The sequence below is a fragment of the Psychrobacter urativorans genome (assembly GCF_904846675.1).
Classification (GTDB): Bacteria; Pseudomonadota; Gammaproteobacteria; order Pseudomonadales; family Moraxellaceae; genus Psychrobacter; species Psychrobacter urativorans_B.
The window spans coordinates 21,273-42,524 of the sequence record NZ_CAJHBT010000002.1 but is presented as its reverse complement, the minus strand read 5'-3'; the positions used below and the strand labels follow the sequence as shown (position 1 = coordinate 42,524).

15 protein-coding genes are annotated in these 21,252 nt (G+C 44.0%); 6 read left to right on the top strand and 9 right to left on the bottom strand.

Annotated features, from left to right (window positions below):
- Positions 1–7 precede the first annotated feature (7 nt).
- From nuoF to rplU, 8 genes are all read right to left on the bottom strand, one after another.
- On the bottom strand, positions 8–1,432 hold the full coding sequence (gene nuoF, locus JMY06_RS01545) for an NADH-quinone oxidoreductase subunit NuoF (protein ID WP_201615666.1): 1,425 nt from the start codon (positions 1,430–1,432) through the stop codon (positions 8–10).
- Entirely contained in the window at positions 1,429–1,938 is a 510-nt protein-coding gene (gene nuoE, locus JMY06_RS01540) for an NADH-quinone oxidoreductase subunit NuoE (protein ID WP_201615665.1), read from the bottom strand. Before nuoE ends, nuoF begins: the two co-directional genes overlap by 4 nt.
- A gap of 159 nt (positions 1,939–2,097) precedes the next feature.
- Positions 2,098–3,873 carry an NADH-quinone oxidoreductase subunit C/D gene (gene nuoC / locus JMY06_RS01535; protein WP_201615664.1) on the bottom strand — a complete coding sequence of 592 codons (1,776 nt, stop codon included), beginning with the start codon at positions 3,871–3,873 and terminating at the stop codon, positions 2,098–2,100.
- Between the two features lie 88 nt (positions 3,874–3,961).
- Entirely contained in the window at positions 3,962–4,630 is a 669-nt protein-coding gene (locus JMY06_RS01530) for a NuoB/complex I 20 kDa subunit family protein (RefSeq protein ID WP_201527650.1), read from the bottom strand.
- A gap of 192 nt (positions 4,631–4,822) precedes the next feature.
- On the bottom strand, positions 4,823–5,452 hold the full coding sequence (gene ndhC, locus JMY06_RS01525; protein WP_201527649.1) for an NADH-quinone oxidoreductase subunit A: 630 nt from the start codon (positions 5,450–5,452) through the stop codon (positions 4,823–4,825).
- 1,039 nt (positions 5,453–6,491) lie between these two features.
- Positions 6,492–7,214 carry an outer membrane lipoprotein chaperone LolA gene (lolA, locus tag JMY06_RS01520; protein WP_227672109.1) on the bottom strand — a complete coding sequence of 241 codons (723 nt, stop codon included), beginning with the start codon at positions 7,212–7,214 and terminating at the stop codon, positions 6,492–6,494.
- Positions 7,215–7,631: 417 nt separating this feature from the next.
- Positions 7,632–7,889 carry a 50S ribosomal protein L27 gene (rpmA, locus tag JMY06_RS01515; RefSeq protein WP_201527648.1) on the bottom strand — a complete coding sequence of 86 codons (258 nt, stop codon included), beginning with the start codon at positions 7,887–7,889 and terminating at the stop codon, positions 7,632–7,634.
- A 97-nt stretch (positions 7,890–7,986) separates the two neighbouring features.
- Positions 7,987–8,298, bottom strand: coding sequence for a 50S ribosomal protein L21 (rplU, locus tag JMY06_RS01510; protein WP_201615663.1), 312 nt, complete (start codon positions 8,296–8,298; stop codon positions 7,987–7,989).
- A gap of 620 nt (positions 8,299–8,918) precedes the next feature.
- Between rplU and JMY06_RS01505 the strand changes: the two genes are divergently transcribed.
- From JMY06_RS01505 to hemB, 5 genes are all read left to right on the top strand, one after another.
- Positions 8,919–9,848, top strand: a complete 930-nt coding sequence (locus JMY06_RS01505) for a polyprenyl synthetase family protein (protein ID WP_201615875.1) — start codon at positions 8,919–8,921, stop codon at positions 9,846–9,848.
- A 720-nt stretch (positions 9,849–10,568) separates the two neighbouring features.
- Positions 10,569–11,963: an efflux RND transporter periplasmic adaptor subunit gene (locus tag JMY06_RS01500; RefSeq protein WP_201527644.1), complete on the top strand. Its 1,395-nt coding sequence runs from the start codon at positions 10,569–10,571 to the stop codon at positions 11,961–11,963.
- 35 nt (positions 11,964–11,998) lie between these two features.
- Positions 11,999–15,241, top strand: coding sequence for an efflux RND transporter permease subunit (locus tag JMY06_RS01495; protein ID WP_201615662.1), 3,243 nt, complete (start codon positions 11,999–12,001; stop codon positions 15,239–15,241).
- On the top strand, positions 15,238–17,094 hold the full coding sequence (locus tag JMY06_RS01490; protein ID WP_201615661.1) for an efflux transporter outer membrane subunit: 1,857 nt from the start codon (positions 15,238–15,240) through the stop codon (positions 17,092–17,094). The genes JMY06_RS01495 and JMY06_RS01490 overlap by 4 nt, the downstream gene beginning before the upstream one ends.
- Positions 17,095–17,323: 229 nt before the next feature.
- Entirely contained in the window at positions 17,324–18,331 is a 1,008-nt protein-coding gene (gene hemB / locus JMY06_RS01485) for a porphobilinogen synthase (RefSeq protein ID WP_201527638.1), read from the top strand.
- Positions 18,332–18,420: 89 nt separating this feature from the next.
- On the opposite strand, the gene JMY06_RS01480 is transcribed toward hemB, so the two are convergent.
- On the bottom strand, positions 18,421–18,870 hold the full coding sequence (locus tag JMY06_RS01480; RefSeq protein ID WP_201615660.1) for a hypothetical protein: 450 nt from the start codon (positions 18,868–18,870) through the stop codon (positions 18,421–18,423).
- Positions 18,871–19,195: 325 nt separating this feature from the next.
- Between JMY06_RS01480 and JMY06_RS01475 the strand changes: the two genes are divergently transcribed.
- Entirely contained in the window at positions 19,196–21,229 is a 2,034-nt protein-coding gene (locus JMY06_RS01475; RefSeq protein ID WP_201615659.1) for a UvrD-helicase domain-containing protein, read from the top strand.
- Positions 21,230–21,252 lie beyond the last annotated feature (23 nt).

The following is a 21,252-nucleotide window of genomic DNA, read 5'->3' as shown; positions in this document are numbered from 1 at the left end:
GCTCTCCTTATTTCACTACTGGCTGCTGATTAGCTGCAGCCTCAATGACATCTACACCGACCGCCTGCGCAATTTTTTGATCAAACTCAGGACGGAAATATTTAATCGCACTCATGAGCGGCTCCATTGCACCAGGAGCATGGGCGCAGAACGTTTTACCGATCCACAAGTCACGGGTTAAGCCCTCAAGCTTTTCCACATCACCTACTTGCCCTTCACCCTCATTAATAGCAGTGAGTAATTTAACACCCCAAGGCAGGCCATCACGGCAAGGTGTACACCAACCGCACGACTCACGTTGAAAGAAAATCTCAAGATTACGTACTAAGGGCACCATATCTTGCTGTTCATCAACTACCATAATCAGCCCCGTACCCATACGGCTACCGGCTTTTTGAATGGTATCAAAATCCATTACCACATCTAAATGTTCTGTGGTCAAAAAGTCGGTTGATGCGCCACCCGGTATCCATGCCTTGAGTGTGCGTCCCTCTTGCATACCGCCGGCGAAATCTTCGATGATTTCACGTGCAGTATAACCAAATGGCAACTCCCATAGACCAGGGTCATTGACCATTCCGGAACAACCAAACAGCTTAGTGCCTGGAGTTTCACTCACGCCTTTTTCATTAGGCAATGCGGTATACCATTCACTACCGTGCAAAATGATGGCAGGTACGTTATTGAGGGTCTCAACGTTATTGACAATCGTTGGACGACCCCACGCTCCTGCCACCTGAGGAAATGGCGGTTTGGTACGAGGAATGGCGCGGCGGCCTTCTAGACAATTTAGCAGTGCAGTTTCTTCGCCGCAAATATAGCGGCCAGCACCCGTGTGGACGTTCAAATCAAAGCTAAAATCTGAGCCCAAGATATTATCACCAAGTAGGTTATTAGTTTTGAGCTCTTCAATAGCAGCTTTTAGGCGTTCGGCGGCAACGATATACTCACCGCGAATAAAGATATAACCGGCCGTCGCTCCGATGGCATGAGCCGAAATCAACATGCCTTCGATAAGCTGAAAAGGTAGACGCTCCATGAGTAGCCGATCTTTAAAGGTACCCGGCTCCATCTCATCAGCATTGCAAACCAAATAGCGCGGTCCGCCATCTATTGGCGCCATCAGCGACCACTTAATGCCCGCTGGGAAACCTGCGCCGCCGCGACCTTTGACCACTGCCTCTTTGATAATTTTCAAAATATCATCTGGCGTTTGCTCCAACGCCATTTTAAGCGCTTCAAAACCACGAAGTGACTGATAGGTGGCGAGATCTAATACCGCATCGTGATGTGCCAAACGCCATGTTAACGGCTTGGTCTCACTAGTGGCGGTGGCCTTATCGCCATAAACGGCAATGCGTTGCTCATTCAATTGGCTGGGCGCTTTACCTTGGCTGCGACGGGCAATCTGCTCTGAAACCGTTAAACTCATGCGTATAGCTCCAACAATTGGGCAACTTCATCTGGCTGGACCGGACCATAGGTGTCTTCATCAATCAGTACTGCAGGGCCTTTATCACAGTTGCCGAGACAGCAAATAGGCAATAAGGTAAAGCGACCATCCGCAGTAGTCTGACCATACTCAATACTCAGCTGAGATCTAAGCTCAGTGGATAGTGCTTCGTATCCGGTCAGATAACACGCCACTGAATCGCAAATAAGGATTACATGGCGACCAACAGGCTGACGATAAATACGATTAAAGAAGGTCGCCACCCCATCCATATCAGTCACTGGAATATCTAAAATATTGGCAATGGCGTTCAATTGCGCATCATCGACCCAGCCGTTACGCTTTTGCACGATTTTTAGCGAATCTAACGAGGCGGCACGCGCTTGCGGATAATGATGCATAAACTCATGAATCGCCGTAATCTCTGTGGCGGTTAGGATACTGGCCACATTTACTTTTGGCGCTTTATCGGTAACAATTTTCATAATCTCTTTCTTTCCTCACTCATCACCCTGCAATTACGTTGCTTTTATCACGCAGTTGCAGCGTTTTGGTGTGCCCGTTGGCGATAACATATTGATTAAATTCTTTATCAGAACCACAGCAATTAACTTTTGAGCATTTTATTTTCAAATTAATAACGACTAACGATCACAATCTGCCATTACAATATCAATCGACGCCAAATACATAATGGCATCCGATACCAATGAGCCGTTAATCACTGATGGCATTTGTTGTAAATGCGCAAATGTCGGTGTGCGAATACGCGTACGATAGCTCATAGTAGCGTGATCCGAGGTAATGTAATAGCTATTAAGACCTTTGGTAGCCTCTACCATCGTTGAACATTCCCCAGCCGGCATCACAGGACCCCAAGAAACTGAGAGAAAATGGTTAATCAAGGTTTCAATATCGTTTAAGGTACGGTCTTTCGGTGGTGGCACAGCTAATGGATGATCCGCCTTATAAGGGCCTTGTGGCATATTATCCATACACTGTTTAATAATACGCATTGACTGGCGTATTTCTTCGATTTTAATCATACAGCGGTCATAAGCATCGCCGTTATAACCAAGTGGCACTTCAAAATCGAAATTCTCATAGCCCATATATGGACGTGCTTTACGTAAATCAAAATCGACACCCGTTGCACGCAGACCTGCACCGGTCACACCCCAAGCTAATGCTTGCTTAGCATCATACTGAGCAACGCCTTGGGTACGACCTTTGAGCACGCTATTCATCATCGCGGCTTTGACATACTCGTCTAAACGCTTCGGCATCCAGTCCAAGAACTCACGAACCAAACGCTGCCAGCCACGCGGTAAATCCATCGCTGTACCGCCAATACGGAACCACGCCGGATGCATCCGATAGCCAGTTACTGCTTCAATGACGTCATAAGCTTTTTGGCGATCGGTAAATGCATAGAAGACTGGCGTCATACCACCGGCATCTTGAATAAAAGTACCAACGAATAACAAGTTATTAGTAATCCGGAAAAACTCACTCATCATCACGCGAATAGTCTCAGCGCGAGCTGGAATGGTAATACCGGCTAACTTTTCGACCGACATGATATACGGCAGCTCGTTCATTACGCCACCGAGATAATCAACCCGGTCAGTATAAGGAATATAAGAATGCCATGTTTGACGCTCAGCCATCTTTTCCGCACCACGGTGGTGATAGCCAATATCTGGAATACAGTCGACGATTTCTTCGCCATCCAACTGCAAAACCAATCTAAACGCGCCATGCGCTGAGGGATGGTTAGGACCAATGTTCAAGAACATAAAGTCCTCATCACGTCCTGAACGCTTCATACCCCATTCTTCAGGAACGAAACGCAGATTTTCTTGCTCATATTCTTGCTTGGCGGCATTCAGAAAATAAGGAGTAAATTCAGTGGCGCGCGCATGATACTCTTTACGTAGCGGATGACCTTCCCAATATTTAGGCAATAAAATACGGGTCAAATGCGGATGGCCACTAAAGACAATACCGAACATATCCCACACTTCACGTTCATACCAGTTGGCATTAGGCCAAATTTTGGTCGCGCTCGGCACATTTAAGTCATCTTCACTAAGAGCCACTTTAATACGTACATCACTATTACGCTCAAGCGACATCAAATGGTAAAACACCGTAAAGTCGCTAGCTGGCAACCCTTCACGATGTTGACGCAAGCGCTCATCAATTGCCGATAAGTCAAATAACATGACATAGGGCTTTGGCAGTTTGCGCAAAAACAAAAGAACATCTAACAAGTCGGCACGTGCCACCCAAACCGTCGGAATCTCATCGATAGTCTGCTGCACGACAAACTTGCCGGAATACTTATTTTCCAGCTCTTTGATGACTGCTGGTACGGGTTTAATATTAGGATCTGTGTTTTCGACTACCGTGACCATGAATGATATCTTCCTTCATTAATCATAACTAATTTATCATAACCAAACGGCGATGAGCGCATAAAACGTGACTGCTACCACTCTGAACCTAAATGCTATCCGGGCTACGCAAGTTTTTCACCGCGATACGATCCGCTTGTTTACGGTCACGCTCAGGAGTCATTTGCGGCTGATAGACACCTTTATCATTGACATGAATACCTAGCGGACGACGCTCTTCAGTGATGGACTCTTGTAGTAACATCAGACCTTGAATCAAAGCTTCAGGACGTGGTGGACAGCCAGGCACATAGACATCAACTGGAATAATCTTATCCACGCCTTGTACCACTGAATAAATGTCATACATGCCGCCAGAGTTGGAACACGAACCCATAGAGATAACCCACTTAGGCTCAAGCATTTGCTCATAAAGACGCTGGATAACCGGTGCCATCTTAACAAAGCAGGTTCCTGCCACAATCATCACATCCGCTTGACGTGGCGAGGCACGAATAACTTCCGCCCCAAAGCGCGACAAATCATGAACGGCCGTTAAGGTAGTGGCATATTCTACGTAGCAACAAGAGGTACCAAAGTTAAATGGCCATAAGGAGTTCTTTCGACCCCAGTTAGCCGTTGAATGTACGAGGTCTTCTAAACGACCCATAAAAACGTTTTTATTAACTTCATCTTCGAGAGGATCACTGACTGTCTCACGAGTTTGTGCAGGATAGGTATCTGCATCAGGATTGGCTTTTGTTAATGTGTATTTCATAACATACAACCTTTCAATTAAGCGTAGCGCGGCAACCATATTGTTGGCGCTAGTATTACTGTAATATTGAGCATACCGTTGCTGTAAACTTTACAAATACAGTTTGTAAATACGACTTGCAAATGCAGTTTATAAAAACAAAGTCTAATAACGAACGACCTGCTAATAACTGATATATTTATGGCTCATATATTAACGATCATGCTCAGTATTCGTATTTTGCGCAGACGCAGCAAAATCCACAGAAGTAATATTACCCGTGGTATTAATATGATCGATACTTTGTAGGTGGTGACGATTGGCTTCGATATTGTTCGAGACGTTGATTTGCCCTGAAGACTGCGCCGGAATTTTACCAGTGGGATCCACCATTAGCTCATCGACACCATCGAACTTAGTGATATCGGCTAAATTGAAACCTGCGGGTGACGCATAAAGGCGTACTTTCTTACGGAGTTTATCGGCAGGAGACCAGTCGAGTGCACCTAAACTGAAGGCATACACTAGACCAATCAGCAAGTCGATGATAAAAGTCGCAGCAGCAATAAAGCCTGCCCAGCCGGTCTCACGTACTGAAACCGCATAAGCATATAGATATAACGCCTCTAAGTCGAAAATGACGAAGAAAATAGCGACTAAATAAAATTTAGCAGACAAGCGAATACGAGCGTTACCAGAGCCGACAACGCCTGCCTCGAACACTTCTTCTTTTTGCAGACCCTGCGAGCGACCGCCAAGCAAGCGCGGAATGGCTAGCATAAACACAACTAGACCGATGGCGGCTAGAATAAAAGCAACTGCTGACCAATTAAAGGCAGACATGATAATACGCGCTCCTCACCCAATCGAGTGTCATAACTATCGCAGGCTATCATTAATTACGATGTAGTATCAATAAAGAACTTAGCTAATAAAAAAGTTCAATAACAAAAATTCCAATCAATCGTAATATGACGGCGTAACAACATTCCTGACGCAGACGAAAACACAATTAGTTGTGCTGGTAATGGCCAATTATCAAGATTATTGACGACGGTGTAAGACGGTACCAACCGCAAATCTCTCTAAACGCTGAGCGTTACTGATACTATCTGCCTATTTAAGCCACTCCAAAAATAAAGCGGGGTTAATTTAATAGACTTAAGAAAATTGACTTAGAATTAAAATCATCAATATTCAGAGCTATTAGTAGCAAACAGTAGTAAAAACAGCCAGCGTGGATTGAGCTGGTCGTCGGACTCATTTTTAATAACGTTAGATAAAGTTATTAAATCAATATTATGTTCAATCATTCAATTGATTTAATAGCTCATTACACACGATCAATAACATCATGACAACTGGCAAAACTGGTTACCTACTATACGCATATCAAGGCTTAAAAGCCAGTTTTTAACTGTATTGGTACGTCATTTTATATGCTACAAAATATATATTTTGAGTAAAAAATGGCTATCAGCCATAGTGATTATAAATACAATCAATAATATAACAATTATTTTTATAACATTCTGACATCATATTAAAAACAAAGAAACCTGAACGAAATCTTGTACATCTTAATAAATTCAATTAACTAGGCTGTCATATGATATGCATGATAAGTAAAACAGATATTGTAAACCAAATATGTCTAATTGCAACCTAGACAAGTGGCTTATTTAGTCACGTATCGGTTTATCTAGACTGTCTAAAATGCAGCTCATGTGACACTTTATGCGAAAAAATACAATATAAAATCTATTACTTACTTAATAAATAATAAATACCAAAGGGCAAGCCTTGGTAGTGGCTTGCCCTTTGATATTTATTGAGTAGATAGCTGTAGCAAGATCATCATTTTTCTAAATATGATTGATGATTACTGATTAATTACGTCGACACCCTTTGGCGGGGTGAATTTAAACTGACTGCTGCCGATAGATGGGTTCAGCTTAATGCTGTTAAATTTAATAGAAGTGGTTTGGCCTAAAGTGTCATTCAACACCATCATTACCGGTTTACCCCCGTTAAAGCTAACAGACAGGCTTTTAAAACTGGCGTTGTTTGATTTAGGATAGAGTACATAGTAGTTTTTGGTCGCATAAGGCTGAGTGATTTTAAAGTTCTTATCGATTTTGCTAGGGTCGCCTGACAGTAATAGCGCCGGTGTGTTACCCACTTGGCTATCTACATTTTGCTTAGTCGCTTGCTCTAAATCCTTATCATAAATCCACATCGAGCTGCCATTAGCGACAATTAATTGCTCTGATGGGGATTTGGTTTCCCAGCGGAAGTTATTCGGACGCTGGACACTCATTGAGCCTTTGAAAGTACCACTGCTTGCGCCTTTAGTGGTTTGGGTAAAGTTAGCAGACATGCTTTTGGTATTGGTCAATAGTTTGTTTAAGCGCTGAGCTGCCACTAAGCTAGTTGCTGGGGCCGCATTAGCCGTTTGGGTCAAAGCTACCATTGGAGCAGCAACGCCGAGCGTGGTCATCAATACACCGGCTAAAGCCCCACTCATCATTTTTTGTTTTACGGTTGTGGTTTGTTTAGCAGTACTGTTAGTTAATGCTGTATGGTTAGTTAATAAAGTCATCATGCTTCCTTTGATAAAAAATATCATAATAAAAATAAAATAGCCCAAAAATAAATACAGTAAAAAGTCTTGTTAAAAATTTTGTAATCAATCCATATTTAGTGTCTTAACGATTAAGTCGCTAGAAAGTTTAAACTACCAGCATTTAACTCACACTATTAAGCGATGACCACAGTGTGCCAGCTTTTTTATTACGCGCCTAGTCATGATTTGCAATTAATACTACGCCTGCCATACACGCTTGTAACGTTGACAGTTACACAGTTTTATTGCATTCAATCAAGTAACCATTCAAAACAGTTAGGCATAAAAAAATCCTACTACCAGTCGGTAATAGGATTTTTATGATGATGAATCAAATCATCAAGTCAGTCATCTAGTTATCTTATATATAAATATAAAATAATTTAGATGCGGCAACTATGCACCTTCAACCATCACGTAGCGACGGTTAAACTTACCTTTAGTTGCAAACTTTACCACACCGTCATTCAATGCAAATAAAGTATGATCACGACCCATGCCAACACCTGCGCCGGCGTGGAATTCTGTACCACGTTGACGAACGATGATGTTACCAGCAACGATGGCTTGACCGCCAAAGATTTTTACGCCGAGCATTTTTGGGTTTGAATCACGACCGTTACGTGTCGAGCCGGCAGCTTTTTTATGTGCCATGAGAAAATCTCCTTGTTAATGTGACTTATCGCAATTGCGATGTATCTTAAGCTTTTAGTGCGCTACTAATCATCAATAACTGTGCATTGATAGTTAATTAAGCATTAATCGCTTTGATTTTTAACAAGGTATACCATTGGCGGTGACCTTGCTCTTTGTGATAATGCTTACGACGGTTGTGCTTGATGATACGGATTTTTTCGCCGCGACCATGCTCAACCACTTCAACTTCTACGCTTGCACCATTAACGATTGGTTGACCGATTTTGACGTTATCGCCGTCAACAACCATCAACACGTCTTCAAATTTAATCGTTTCGCCAGCTTCTACTTTTAGTAATTCAACTTTAAGCAATTCATCGACGACGACACGGTGCTGTTTACCACCACTTTTGATTACTGCGTACATTGTATAACTCCGTTTAACCCGTGTGCCGTGGTTAGTATCATACCAACGCTTCGTCAACGAACACGACAGGGAAAAATTAAAGGCAAGATTTTACGGCTTTTTCGTTTTAAAAGCAAGCCGCTTGTCCTGTTTTTGGAAAGTGGTATTCTAGAGGCTATGGCAATAATAACCACTTTTATAAAGATATAAGTATAAAGCGAATAGCAAGTATCAACGACAAAGTCAATAACGATTATAAAACAGCAGTTATAAATAGATGCCAAGCCTCGCTTATTATAACTTATATTATCAGTTACTTACAATGTTTTCTCATGACAGTATTTTTATTGAAACTAGAATATAGACCCTAACATCTAATGCTCGTGACGTTAAGTACATTTTCTATCACACTTAACCATCAATTTGAGGGGGCAGCTATGTTATTATAAGCAACTTGATGGCTATGTTAGTACTAATATTACATGCCACTAGCCGAATGTTCCTTTTTACTTTAATCAATATGACTATTTCCTATGACCAGCATTTCTTTATCTCATGATTCATTTAATACATCTGCTCCATCGTTATCCACGCCAAGCTATGCCGATATTCAAAGCATCGTTGCTGATGATTTTGAGATTATGGATAAGCAAGTTTTTGGTAGTCTTGATTCAAAAGTTCAGCTCGTAATGAGTGTGTCCCAGCATGTGATTAATGCTGGCGGCAAACGCATGCGTCCGCTAATTACGTTGCTATGTTCGCGGATGTTTAATGACAACCCATCTGAGCAGTCGATGCATTTGGCGGCTATTACTGAGATGTTGCATACCGCAACCTTAGTACATGATGATGTGATAGATGAATCCAATCAGCGCCGTGGTAAGCCTACTGCTAATGCCACATGGGATAATGCCACTGCCGTATTGGTCGGTGACTACCTTATTGCACGAGCATTTAATTTATTAGTCGGCTTTCAAAGCCTGCCGCTGTTGCAGCTGTTCTCAGACGGGACTTGTGATATTGCCGAAGGTGAGGTGTTACAACTACAACATCAGCACAATCCTGAAGCAACTGAAAATGACTATTTGCGCATTATTGATGGCAAGACCTCACGGCTATTTATGATGGCGACCCAAGGCGCAGCTATCTTGCGAGATCAAAATCAATATTTGCCAGCGCTAGCAGATTTTGGACAGCACTTCGGTAATGCCTTTCAAATTATTGATGATATACTCGATTATAGTGGCGATAGTGAGCTGATGGGTAAAAACCTAGGCGATGACCTTGCCGAAGGCAAACCTACCCTACCTACTATTAAAACCCTTGAGCTATTACAAGAAAGTAACCCAAATGGCTATAAACAGCTGCGGATCGCAGTACAGACGGGTAAAACACCAAATGCTGAGCAATTAATTGAGCTAGTACGCGGTTCAGGCTCATTAGATTATTGTAAACAGCGCGCTTTAGATGAAACCAAGCTGGCTCAGCAAGCCTTGAGTAATCTACCTGACAATCGCTATCGTCAGGGTTTATACGAATTGACTGAGCTTGCGAGCGCCCGTTTATTGTAACACCTGTTTATTTTATTAGAATCACTGTCTATGTCAAGGACGCTTGTTTTATAATGATGGGTTTACTGCTGGATCAGTGTGACGATACATGACTAAAACTTCTGTTAACTAAAGCTTAGTATTTTTTGCAAAAATCGAAGACTAAGCACAAATACAGAGTGATAAAAACGTATTAGAATAATGCTTGTGTCACTGTTACTGCCATAGTCATTACAGCAGATTATTGATTTAAAACGGTGATTTGAACCCTACTATTTTGGCGTTCACACTTAAGGATTGCTAAAACCATCGTTTTGCTGTCTGTCTCATATTTTACTTGTCTTATACACAAACATTTATTTAATCTGCCCTAAATACATTGATATAACAAAATATAACAATCCTATAACTCTTAAGTTCCCCCTAAATGACTATTACGTTTTTTCGTGTAACGCTTGCATTTTAAGCATTTTTTTACACCTTATGAAAATGAGAAAAAGAATTTATTACGCTTTGGGAGCTTTTCAGTGCTTGACTGTAGGGTACACCCTATAGTTTATAATAGTCGATTGAATTAAATTAGCCTATCCGATTTATGCGCCTAGCTATTAATAAACATAAGCGGCAGCGAATGCATGCTTTGATTCATATCTATCGCGTTACTCTTTATCGCTATCATGTTAAGTTTTATCACCACAATTTTTACATTGTATCAATATTATATTATTGCCGAGGACATTGATGAAGCACTCTTATCTTGCGCTTGTAATAGCATCTGTACTATCTGGAGCTGTACTGGTTGGCTGTGACAAAAACGAGGACGCCGCTGATGAGCAAGCAGCACAGCAGCAAATGCCGCCTGCCGTCGTCAACGTCCAGACCGTTACCTTTGACACCGTTCCTCAAGTAGAGACATTTTCTGGACGTACGACGGCTTATCAAACCGCAGACGTCCGCCCCCAAGTAAACGGTATCATTGACGAAGTCCTGTTCCGTGAGGGCAGCAACGTCAAAAAGGACCAACCCTTATATCGTATCAATACTGATAACTACTCTACTTCTATCACTAGTGGTCAGGCTGCAGTGGCACAGGCACAAGCCAACTATCAGACAGCAATGGCTAATAATGCCAATGCTAAAGCTGAGCTGGTCAGTCGCCAAGCATCATTGTCACAAGCACAAAATGATTTGCGGCGTTTAGAAGGTCTCATCGAAATCGATGCCATCTCTAAGCAGCAATATGACCAAGCGGTAACCCAAGTACGTACAGCGCAAGCTGCTGTCGAAAGTGCGCGGGCTTCTATCGGCCAAACTGAAGCGGGTATCGAAAGCTCAAAAGCGGGGATTCAAACCGCAAAATCAGGGCTAAATGCCAGCACCTTAGATTTGAACCGTACTATCGTACGAGCGCCAATCGATGGTCGTAGTGATCGCTCAACTGTCACTGCAGGCACACTCGTTAGTGCCAGTCAGGCCGATCCATTGGTTACGATTTCACGCTTAGACCCTATCTATGTTGATATCAGTCAGTCGTCATCCGAGCTCCTCAAATTACGTCAGCAAATTTCCGCAGGCAAAGCACAAGCCGGAATGAATACGGTTGAGCTGGTATTAGAAGATGGCTCTGTCTATCCGGTTCGCGGCGAGCTTGCCTTATCTGAGGCAAAAGTTGATGAGTCAACCGGTGCGGTAACGCTACGTGCAGTATTCCCGAACAATAGCAATATTTTGCTACCGGGTATGTATGTCTCTGCTCGTCTCACTCAAAGCGTCATTACCAACGCCGCGTTAGTGCCACAAAGTGCCGTAATGCGTTCTCCTAAAGGTGATACCGAAGTCTATATCGTTGATGCCAATAATAAAATCCAACTTCGTCCCGTTACTATTGATGGCACTTACGATGGACAATGGATAGTCACTGATGGGCTAGAAAGCGGGGAAAAAGTCGTTATTATTGGTGGCTCGAAAGTCAAACCTGACCAAGAGGTGGTCGCCAAAGCGCTTGAAAACCCCAATGCTACTCCATCTAAGCAAGGGGCGCCTACGGCCAAAACACCGCAGCAAGCTGCAAAAAATATGGATAAGCCTGCTGATGGCAAAACTGCCAAGCAATCACCAGAAGCTGGTGCTAACTAACTCCATTCAAAGATAGGAAGACTTAGGGATATACTATGTCACGTTTTTTTATTGATCGCCCTATTTTTGCATGGGTGATGGCTATTATGGTCATGCTCATCGGGATAATATCGGTCATCAATCTACCGATTGAACAGTACCCACGTATTGCACCGCCGACCGTTTCGGTCAGCGCAAGCTACCCTGGTGCGAACGCACAGACCGTTGAAAACTCGGTCGTTCAAATTATTGAACAACGCATGAAAGGGCTTGATGGCTTGATGTATATGTCGTCATCGAGCTCCTCAAGTGGAGGCGCGTCAGTCACACTCACCTTTGAAAATGGTACCGATTCTGATACTGCTCAGGTGCAAGTACAGAATAAACTCCAAGCCGCCATGAGCTCGTTGCCAGAAGAAGTCCAGCGGCAAGGGGTTAACGTTAATAAATCCTCCAGCAGCTTTTTGATGGTACAAGGATTTATCTCTGAAGACGGCAGTATGGATGGCAGCGATATCGCTGATTATATTAACTCGAACGTCGTCGATCCGCTCAGCCGTGTTGAAGGTGTCGGCGAAGTACAAGTGTTTGGTTCATCCTACGCGATGCGCATTTGGCTCGATCCTACCCGCTTACGTAGTTATAATATGGTGCCCTCTGATGTGGTCAATGCGGTACGAGCGCAAAACGCGCAGGTTTCCGCCGGTCAGCTGGGGCAAGCGCCCGCTGATACCGATCAACAGGTCATCAACGCTACCGTTACGGTACAAAGCTATCTACAAACGCCTGAAGAGTTCAAAGACATCTTGTTAAAAACAGACAGCTCAGGCGCGCAAGTGCGCTTAGGTGATGTCGCAGACGTTGAGATTGGTAGTGAAAACTACAGCGTTGTCGCTCTATATAATGGTCAAGAATCTGCCGGTCTCGGTATCTCCCTTGCTGGTGGTGCCAACGCTCTTGATACCCGTGATGCCGTCGGCGCTAGTATGGCTGAGCTGGAACAAAACTTCCCAGCGGGTCTAACCTCTGTTGTTCCTTACGATACCACTCCATTTGTGCGCTTATCTATTGAGCAAGTGGTAATGACGTTGATTGAAGCAATTGTGTTGGTATTTATCGTCATGTTCATTTTCTTACAGAACTGGCGCGCTACTATTATCCCAACCCTTGCCGTCCCTGTGGTGCTACTAGGTACTTTTGCGGTGCTATATATCGCAGGCTTTAGTATTAACGTCCTTACCATGTTTGCGTTGGTACTTTCCATCGGTCTACTGGTCGATGATGCCATCGTGGTGGTGGAGAACGTTGAGCGAATCTTGGAGGAGGACTCTGAAATCTCCATCAAGGATGCCACAATACAGTCGATGGGTGAAATCAGTAAAATCGTTATGGGTATTGCGCTGGTTCTAACGGCGGTATTTGTACCAATGGCCTTCTTTGGCGGTGCAACCGGTGTCATCTATCGCCAGTTCTCCATTACCTTGATTACCAGCATGGTGCTGTCAGCATTAGTGGCACTTATCTTTACCCCCGCCCTCTGTGTGACCTTACTAAAACGTAGTAAGAACCACGGTAAAGGCAATAATAAGGAGAAAAAAGGCTTCTTCGGTTGGTTCAACCGTATGTTCCTTAAGGCCAGCCGCTCTTATGAAAATTTCGTCGGTAAAAGTTTCCGTTTTAAATGGTTATATCTGATTGTTTATGTCGTCATTATTGGTATTATGGCCGTAGTATTCTTACGTATCCCCAGCTCGTTTTTACCAGAAGAGGATCAGGGTATTATGTTTACCTTGGTACAATTACCTGCTGGTGCAACGCTTGATGAAACGGAAGCTGTTCTTGATAAAGTCACCACTTATTATGATACTGAAGAAGAAGCTAACGTTGATTCTGCCTTTACCGTGGCAGGCTTTAGCTTTGCTGGTCAAGGGCAAAATATGGGTCTGGCGTTCATACGCTTGACTGATTGGGCCGACCGAAAAGGTGACGAAAATACCGCACAAGCGGTCGCTGCACGTGCGATGGGTTACTTCTCTACCCAGCTTAATGAAGCACAAGTTTTTGCGATTGTACCGCCAGCGATTACCGAGCTTGGTAATGCCAGTGGTTTTGACTTGATGCTCCAAGATTCGGGTGACGTCGGTCATGAAGGTTTACTCGAGGCGCGTAATATGCTGCTGGGTATGGCTGGTCAAAATGACAAAGTTACCGGTGTACGTCCGAACGGCCAAGAAGATGCCCCGGAGCTTAAGGTTAATATTAACCAGGAACAAGCCGCTGCTTATGGCTTATCAATGGGTGCTATCAATAGTGTCATCTCTACCGCGTGGGGCTCAAGCTATATCAATGACTTCGTTGATCGTGGTCGTATTAAGCGCGTGTTCGTGCAAGGTGAGCCGAGCAGCCGTACCAACCCTGATGATATCGGCAAATGGTACGTGCGTAATGACATGAACGATATGATTTCGTTTGATGCTTTTTCTAATAGCGAATGGCAATCGGGTTCACCGCGTCTGACTCGCTACAACAGCTTACCTTCAATGAACCTCCAAGGCAGTGCTGCCCCAGGTTTGAGTACCGGTGATGCGATGGATTCAATGGAAGCCATGATGGAAGATCTACCTGAAGGCGTGGGCTATGAATGGACAGGCATGTCACTTGAAGAGAAAAAATCAGGTGCCCAAGCACCAATGCTTTATGCCGTCTCAATCTTAGTGGTTTTCTTATGTCTTGCTGCTCTGTATGAAAGCTGGTCAATCCCCTTCTCAGTACTGTTAGTGATTCCACTTGGGGTCTTGGGAGCGGTGTTATTTACCTGGTTCCGAGACTTCTCTAACGATGTCTATTTGCAAGTAGGTCTACTCACGGTGGTCGGGCTATCCGCTAAAAATGCCATCTTGATTATTGAATTTGCAAAAGACCACCAAGAGGAAGGCAACAGTCTCAAAGAAGCAGTAATGACCGCAGCTCGCCAGCGCTTGCGTCCGATTATCATGACCTCGCTTGCCTTTGGTCTTGGTGTTGTGCCATTATTCATAGCCACTGGTGCCGGGTCTGGTAGCCAAAACGCCATCGGTACCAGTGTGCTTGGTGGTATTATCACTGCCACCGTATTGGGTGTCTTCTTTATCCCAATGTTCTACATCTGGGTGCGCAGTATATTCCCTTATAAAGGTAACGAAGGTCATAATCCGGATGATGATGGTGGTGATACACCAACGACGCCAACCGATGATACGCAAGACCCAACTCCCTCTGAGAGTTATCAGCCTGTAAGCTTTGGAGATAATACACAATGAGTTTCCGTTCCTTTTTTACCACTAACTCAGCCACCACCACAGCAGTAGTCACTACTACTGCTAGCGTGCGCCCAATTACAGGCAAACGCTTTACCCCTACCGCTACGATTGCGAGCTCGTCTCTATCACGGGCACGCCATAATAGTGGACGATTATTGGGATTAACGGCATTAGCAATGAGTATGGCGGCGTGTAATACCATCCCAAAAGCTGATATGCGCCCTGTACTTGCTCAGCCTAATTTGCCTATTGAACAAGCTTATGGTGCATTCGATCGTGAGACCGTGAGTAACGCTGAGCAACCCAGTCTTGCTAGCCAACGCTGGCAAAACTTCTATAGCGATGAGCGATTGAAAGGTCTGGTTGCACTAGGTCTTGAGAATAACAAAGACTTTGAAAGTGCACGCTTAGCAATTGAAAGAGCGCGCGCGCAATATCAAATCACCGATATTCGCGATCTGCCAACGATTGATGGAAGCGCTGGCTACTCTCGTCGCCGCCAGCAAACTCAAATAGGTAAAAACACTAGCGATAGTTATAGCGTTAATTTAGGCCTCGCCAACTATGAGCTAGACTTTTGGGGTAAAATCGCCAGTCTAAAAGATCAAGCGTTACAGAACTTTTTGGCGACGACTGCGGCAAAAGATGCGACCCAAATCAGCCTGATTAGTAATATTGCCCAAAGCTATGCCAACTTAAGCTATAGCTTGGCACAGCTAAAACTGGCTGAAGCAACCGTTGAAAGTCGTGAAAGATCGTTGTTCATTGCCAGTAAGCGCTTTGAAGCCGGTATTGATCCTAGGTTGCCGTCTTTGCAATCAAGTGCGTCGCTTGAGAATGCCAGACTTGCCGTATTACGCGCCCAGAGCAGTATTCTAACCTCGCGTAATGCCTTGCAATACTTGGTTGGCGCGCCCATTCCAGGCGATCTTATTCCAACGCCTGCGGTCAGTAATATCACTAACCAGAAAATCTTTAGTGCCGGTCTGCCTAGTGAGCTACTGCGCTACCGTCCTGACGTGCTACAAGCAGAATACAACCTGAAAGCTGCGGGTGCTAATATCGAAGTGGCACGCGCATCTTATTACCCCTCTATTAGCCTTGCTAGTAGCATCGGTGTGAGCAGTGGTAGCTTAGATGACTTGTTCAAAAGTAGTGCGGTTGGTTGGTCATTTGGGCCAAGTATCAATGTACCAATCTTTGATGCGGGTCGCTTAGATGCCGAATATGATGTCGCTAAGATTGAACGTAAGCAAACGCTTACCAGCTACGAAAAATCCATCCAAATAGCCTTCCGTGAAGTCTCCGATGTATTGGCAACGCGGGCAACGCTTGGTGAGCAGCTTGAGTCACAGTACCGTCTACAAGATAACTTTGAGCAAACGTATCAAATTGCAGATGCGCGCTTTAAAGCAGGTATATCCAACTATCTGGATGTGCTCGATGCGCAGCGTTCATTGTTTTCAACTCAGCAAGGGATTTTGGACTTAGAGCTACAAAAAATCGTTAGCCAAGTTGAGCTCTATCAAGCACTTGGGGGCGGGGCCAACCTTGACGTGCCAGCGATTATTCCAGTGCCGCAGTATACTAACGTAGCACAATTAGGTAGTAGGCCTGGCAATAGTGCCGAGTCAAAAGCAGCTTACGCGATCGATGCTGCGAGCTCAGCGCGGGTGACTTCTGTGCAAGAAGCAGTCACTATTAAGCAATCAAAAGCGCCAGCGAAAGCTACTTTTAATCCAACGGCAGTCGTTGATATCAATAATGACGGCAAAGCAGACGCTACCGTTGGTATCGTGACCGAAGAGACCCCGGTTGAGCAAGTGCCTGTGTCGCAGATTATTGAGCCTTAAGCACCTACTCATCGCATAACTATTGAATAAACATCTTACAATTAGCCCTGCCGACTTGGTGGGGCTTTTTGCTTTTAGATGCTAGCTTTGGTTATAGTAGTCATACCGTATTGAGCACTACTTTCTACAAAGCTATTTTTATAAATAACATCTTTATAAGCAACACCTTTACAAACCCCAATCCCGTGAACCACAATTCAATGAAACAATGAAATCATAAGGAATAATAATGACTTACACCTTTAATCGCCAATTCCCCGCTACCCGCCTACGTCGCTTGCGTTACAACGACAACGTACGAGCGATGATTCGTGAGGTTGAGCTGCATCCGAAGCACTTTATTGCACCTGTATTTGTTTTAGAAGGTAATAACCAGCGCGAAGCTATCGCCAGTATGCCTGGGGTTGAGCGTCTATCGATCGACTTGCTTATTAAGCATGCTAAGGAATTATTAGCCGAAGGCGTGACTACCATTGATATATTCCCAGTAATTGATAACTCGTTAAAAACTGCCGATGGTCGCGTAGCTTTCGATGAAAATGGTCTGAGCGCCCGCGCGGTAAAAGCCGTCAAAGATGCCGTACCAGAAATGGTCGTCATGACTGATGTGGCCTTAGACCCTTATACTTCACACGGCCAAGATGGTTTACTTGATGATGAAGGCTATGTTGTCAACGACGAGACTGTTGAAGTATTGGTCAAGCAAGTGCTGGTACACGCCCGCGCTGGTGCTGACATAATATCACCAAGCGATATGATGGACGGACGTATCAAAGCCATGCGTGATGCCTTGGAAGCAGAAGGTTTTGTCAATACTGCCATCATGGCCTACTCAGCTAAATATGCATCCGCCTATTATGGCCCTTTCCGTGACGCGGTTGGTAGTGCTGGCAATCTAAAAGGTGGTCATAAGAAACAATATCAGATGGATTATGGTAATCGTGCCGAAGCCTTGCATGAAGTGGCCATGGATATCAACGAAGGCGCTGATATGGTGATGATTAAACCGGGTCAGCCATATTTAGACCTCATTCGTGAAGTAAAAAATACCTTTGGCATACCAACCTTTGCTTATCAAGTATCGGGTGAATATGCCATGCATATGGCCGCTATTCAAAACGGCTGGCTCAGCGATGCTGTGATTTTGGAATCGCTAATTGGCTTCCGCCGCGCCGGTGCTGATGGCATCTTAACCTACTTTGCATTAGAGGCAGCACGCCAGTTAAATAATACTTAGGGTTAATGCGCTTAGTTAAAATGCTTATTCTTGCGCTAACTGCTCTAGATCAGTTAGCGCGATTTTATTTGTAAATAACCTATCACTAATCAATCACCACAACGATTCAAATTAACCTGATCGATACGCTGATATAACCTATTAAATAATTCTAAAAATGCTTCATCATCTTCTTGGTTATTCTCAGCTCGAGCATCCCTGTCTTTATTACCTTTATATAGACGCTTATGCGTTTCGACAATATCAGGGTCATTGTCAATATAAATAGGTTTTGCATAACGGGACTCTATGTAGTGAGCCGCATTAATCTCATTACTATCAAATTGAAACACATACTCACGCTTACCAGACTCTGAATAGCCAACGCCTTGTAGCATGCAGCCATTTTGCTGTGTTGTTAATGTGAATGCCGCGCCTTCTAAAAAGTAGCCCGACTCTGTTAAATCAATAGTCTGTAAAATAGAGTCTTTCTGCGCGCTGCTACAAGCAGCTATTAACAATGAAAAAATGATGACACTGCTACGATATAGATACCTCATTATTTAACTCCTGCCCAAAAGTACAATTTTTGCTTTATAATAACGGACCTAATTTTAATTACTGGTTGCTAGTAACTTTTCAATCACATGACATTTATAGTGTTATTTGCCCTACTAAATATGACGGTATAGTAGCCTTTATAGATACAATCTATGCTATTGCTACGATACATTGTTAGTGGCTGGCTTCACTGCGCTTACCCCCTATTCTTTTAGCTTAATTTTCTGTACTTAACACTTTCATATCGATGCGCTCGGCGTTCATTTTGTTATTGTCACTATCATCGCTCACCCTCTTTTTTGCTTTTGTCTTACAGGTCACGTTATGAGTCAACTTAATCCCAAACAACAAGAAGCCATGCTCTACGTATCCGGCCCACTATTGGTATTGGCAGGCGCAGGATCAGGTAAAACCTCGGTCATCACCCGTAAGATTGCTTATCTTATTGAAGAGTGCAACATGCCAGCCGAGCGTATCACAGCGGTGACCTTCACCAATAAAGCAGCACGGGAAATGAAAGCTCGGGTTAGCAAATTGATGCCCAGTGACAAGACGCGCGGCCTGACGGTATCGACCTTTCACCAGTTTGGCCTGCAGTTTTTGCGTTATGAGCTGATTCATACCCCGCTCAAAGGCAACTTTTCCATTATGGATGGCGAAGACAGCAAGCGTTTACTGATGGAGCTGATGATGCGCGACAATTTAAGTGGCGCTGAGAGTCGCGAGCTGGTTGGTAAAGCCATGAAATTTATCTCGAACTGGAAAAACGATCTGATTGATCCTGATAAAGCGATGGAGACCTTAGAAGATCCCGAAGATATGATTTTTGCGACTTTATATGCGCTTTATGAGCGTAATTTGCGTGCTTATAATGCCGTCGATTTTGATGATCTGATTGTACTACCGACCAAAATTTTACGCGATAATCTTCAGCTACGTGATAAATGGCAAAACCGTATTCGCTACTTATTAGTCGATGAATATCAAGATACCAATACTGCCCAGTATGAGATGATTAAATACCTGGTCGGGCCGCAAGGGCGCTTTACCGTAGTGGGTGATGATGACCAATCAATTTATGCGTGGCGCGGTGCCAAACCTGAAAATATGGCGCTGTTAAAAGAAGATTTCCCCAAGTTAAAAATCGTTATGCTCGAGCAAAACTATCGCTCAACCAGTCGCATCTTAACTGCTGCCAACGCTGTGATTATTAATAACGAGCATTTATTTGAGAAGAAACTCTGGTCAGATAAAGGTCATGGCGAAAAAATCCGTATTATCAATTGCCGTAATGATGATGATGAATCTGAGCGCGTGGCAAAAGAGATTGTCACCCATAAGCTACGTTTTGGTAATGAATGGGAAGATTATGCGGTCCTGTATCGCAGTAACTTTCAAGCGCGGATGCTGGAAGCTCAATTACGCCAATTACAAATCCCCTATAAGATATCCGGCGGTCAGTCATTTTTTGCGCGTAGTGAAATCAAAGATATCATGGGCTATCTACGTCTGATTCTGAATCCTGAAGATGACAGTGCCTTTTTGCGTATTATTAATACGCCTAAACGCGGTATGGGTCCTGCGACCCTCGAGAAGCTTGGATTATTTTCACAAGAGCATAGTATCTCATTACTGGCGTCTTGTACCCATGCGGGTCTCAGTCATGTGTTGCCGACTAAAGCTTATAGCACTTTAAAAGAATTTGGCGACTTTATCGAGCATTATACCCGCGAGCTGGATCAGCATCCGGATCCTGTGCCTATCGTTCGGCAAATGATTGATGAAACTGGTTACGTTGATGTGGTGCGCTCAGAAGCAAAAACGCCGCAACAAGAAAAAAACCGTCTGGATAATATTGAGGTGCTATATACCAGTATCCAATCGCTTATCAACCGTGCGGAAAACGACGAAGACCGTAACATTGATACCGTTATTCGTAAGTTAGTATTGCTCGATATGTTAGAACAACAGCAGGAAGACGAGAACACCAATAAAGTCAATCTAATGACATTGCATGCGGCAAAAGGTTTGGAGTTTAATTACGTTTATATTATGGGCTTAGAGGAAGAGATGCTACCGCATCGTAACTCTATTATCAGTGAGACGGTCGAAGAAGAGCGGCGTTTGATGTACGTGGGTATCACCCGTGCCCGTCGCGAGCTGACCTTAACTTTAGCCACTCAGCGCCGCGCAGGTGGACAAATGCGCGTTACTTCAGAGTCTAGATTCTTAGAGGAACTGCCAGAAGACCATATCGACTGGCCCGCCAAAGCTAAAAAGAAAAAAGCCACTAAAGATCCAGAAGCGGTGGCTGATGAATATTTAGCCAATATTCGCGCTTTGTTGGGTAAGCGTTAACGCCACAACCTCAGTAGCTCACG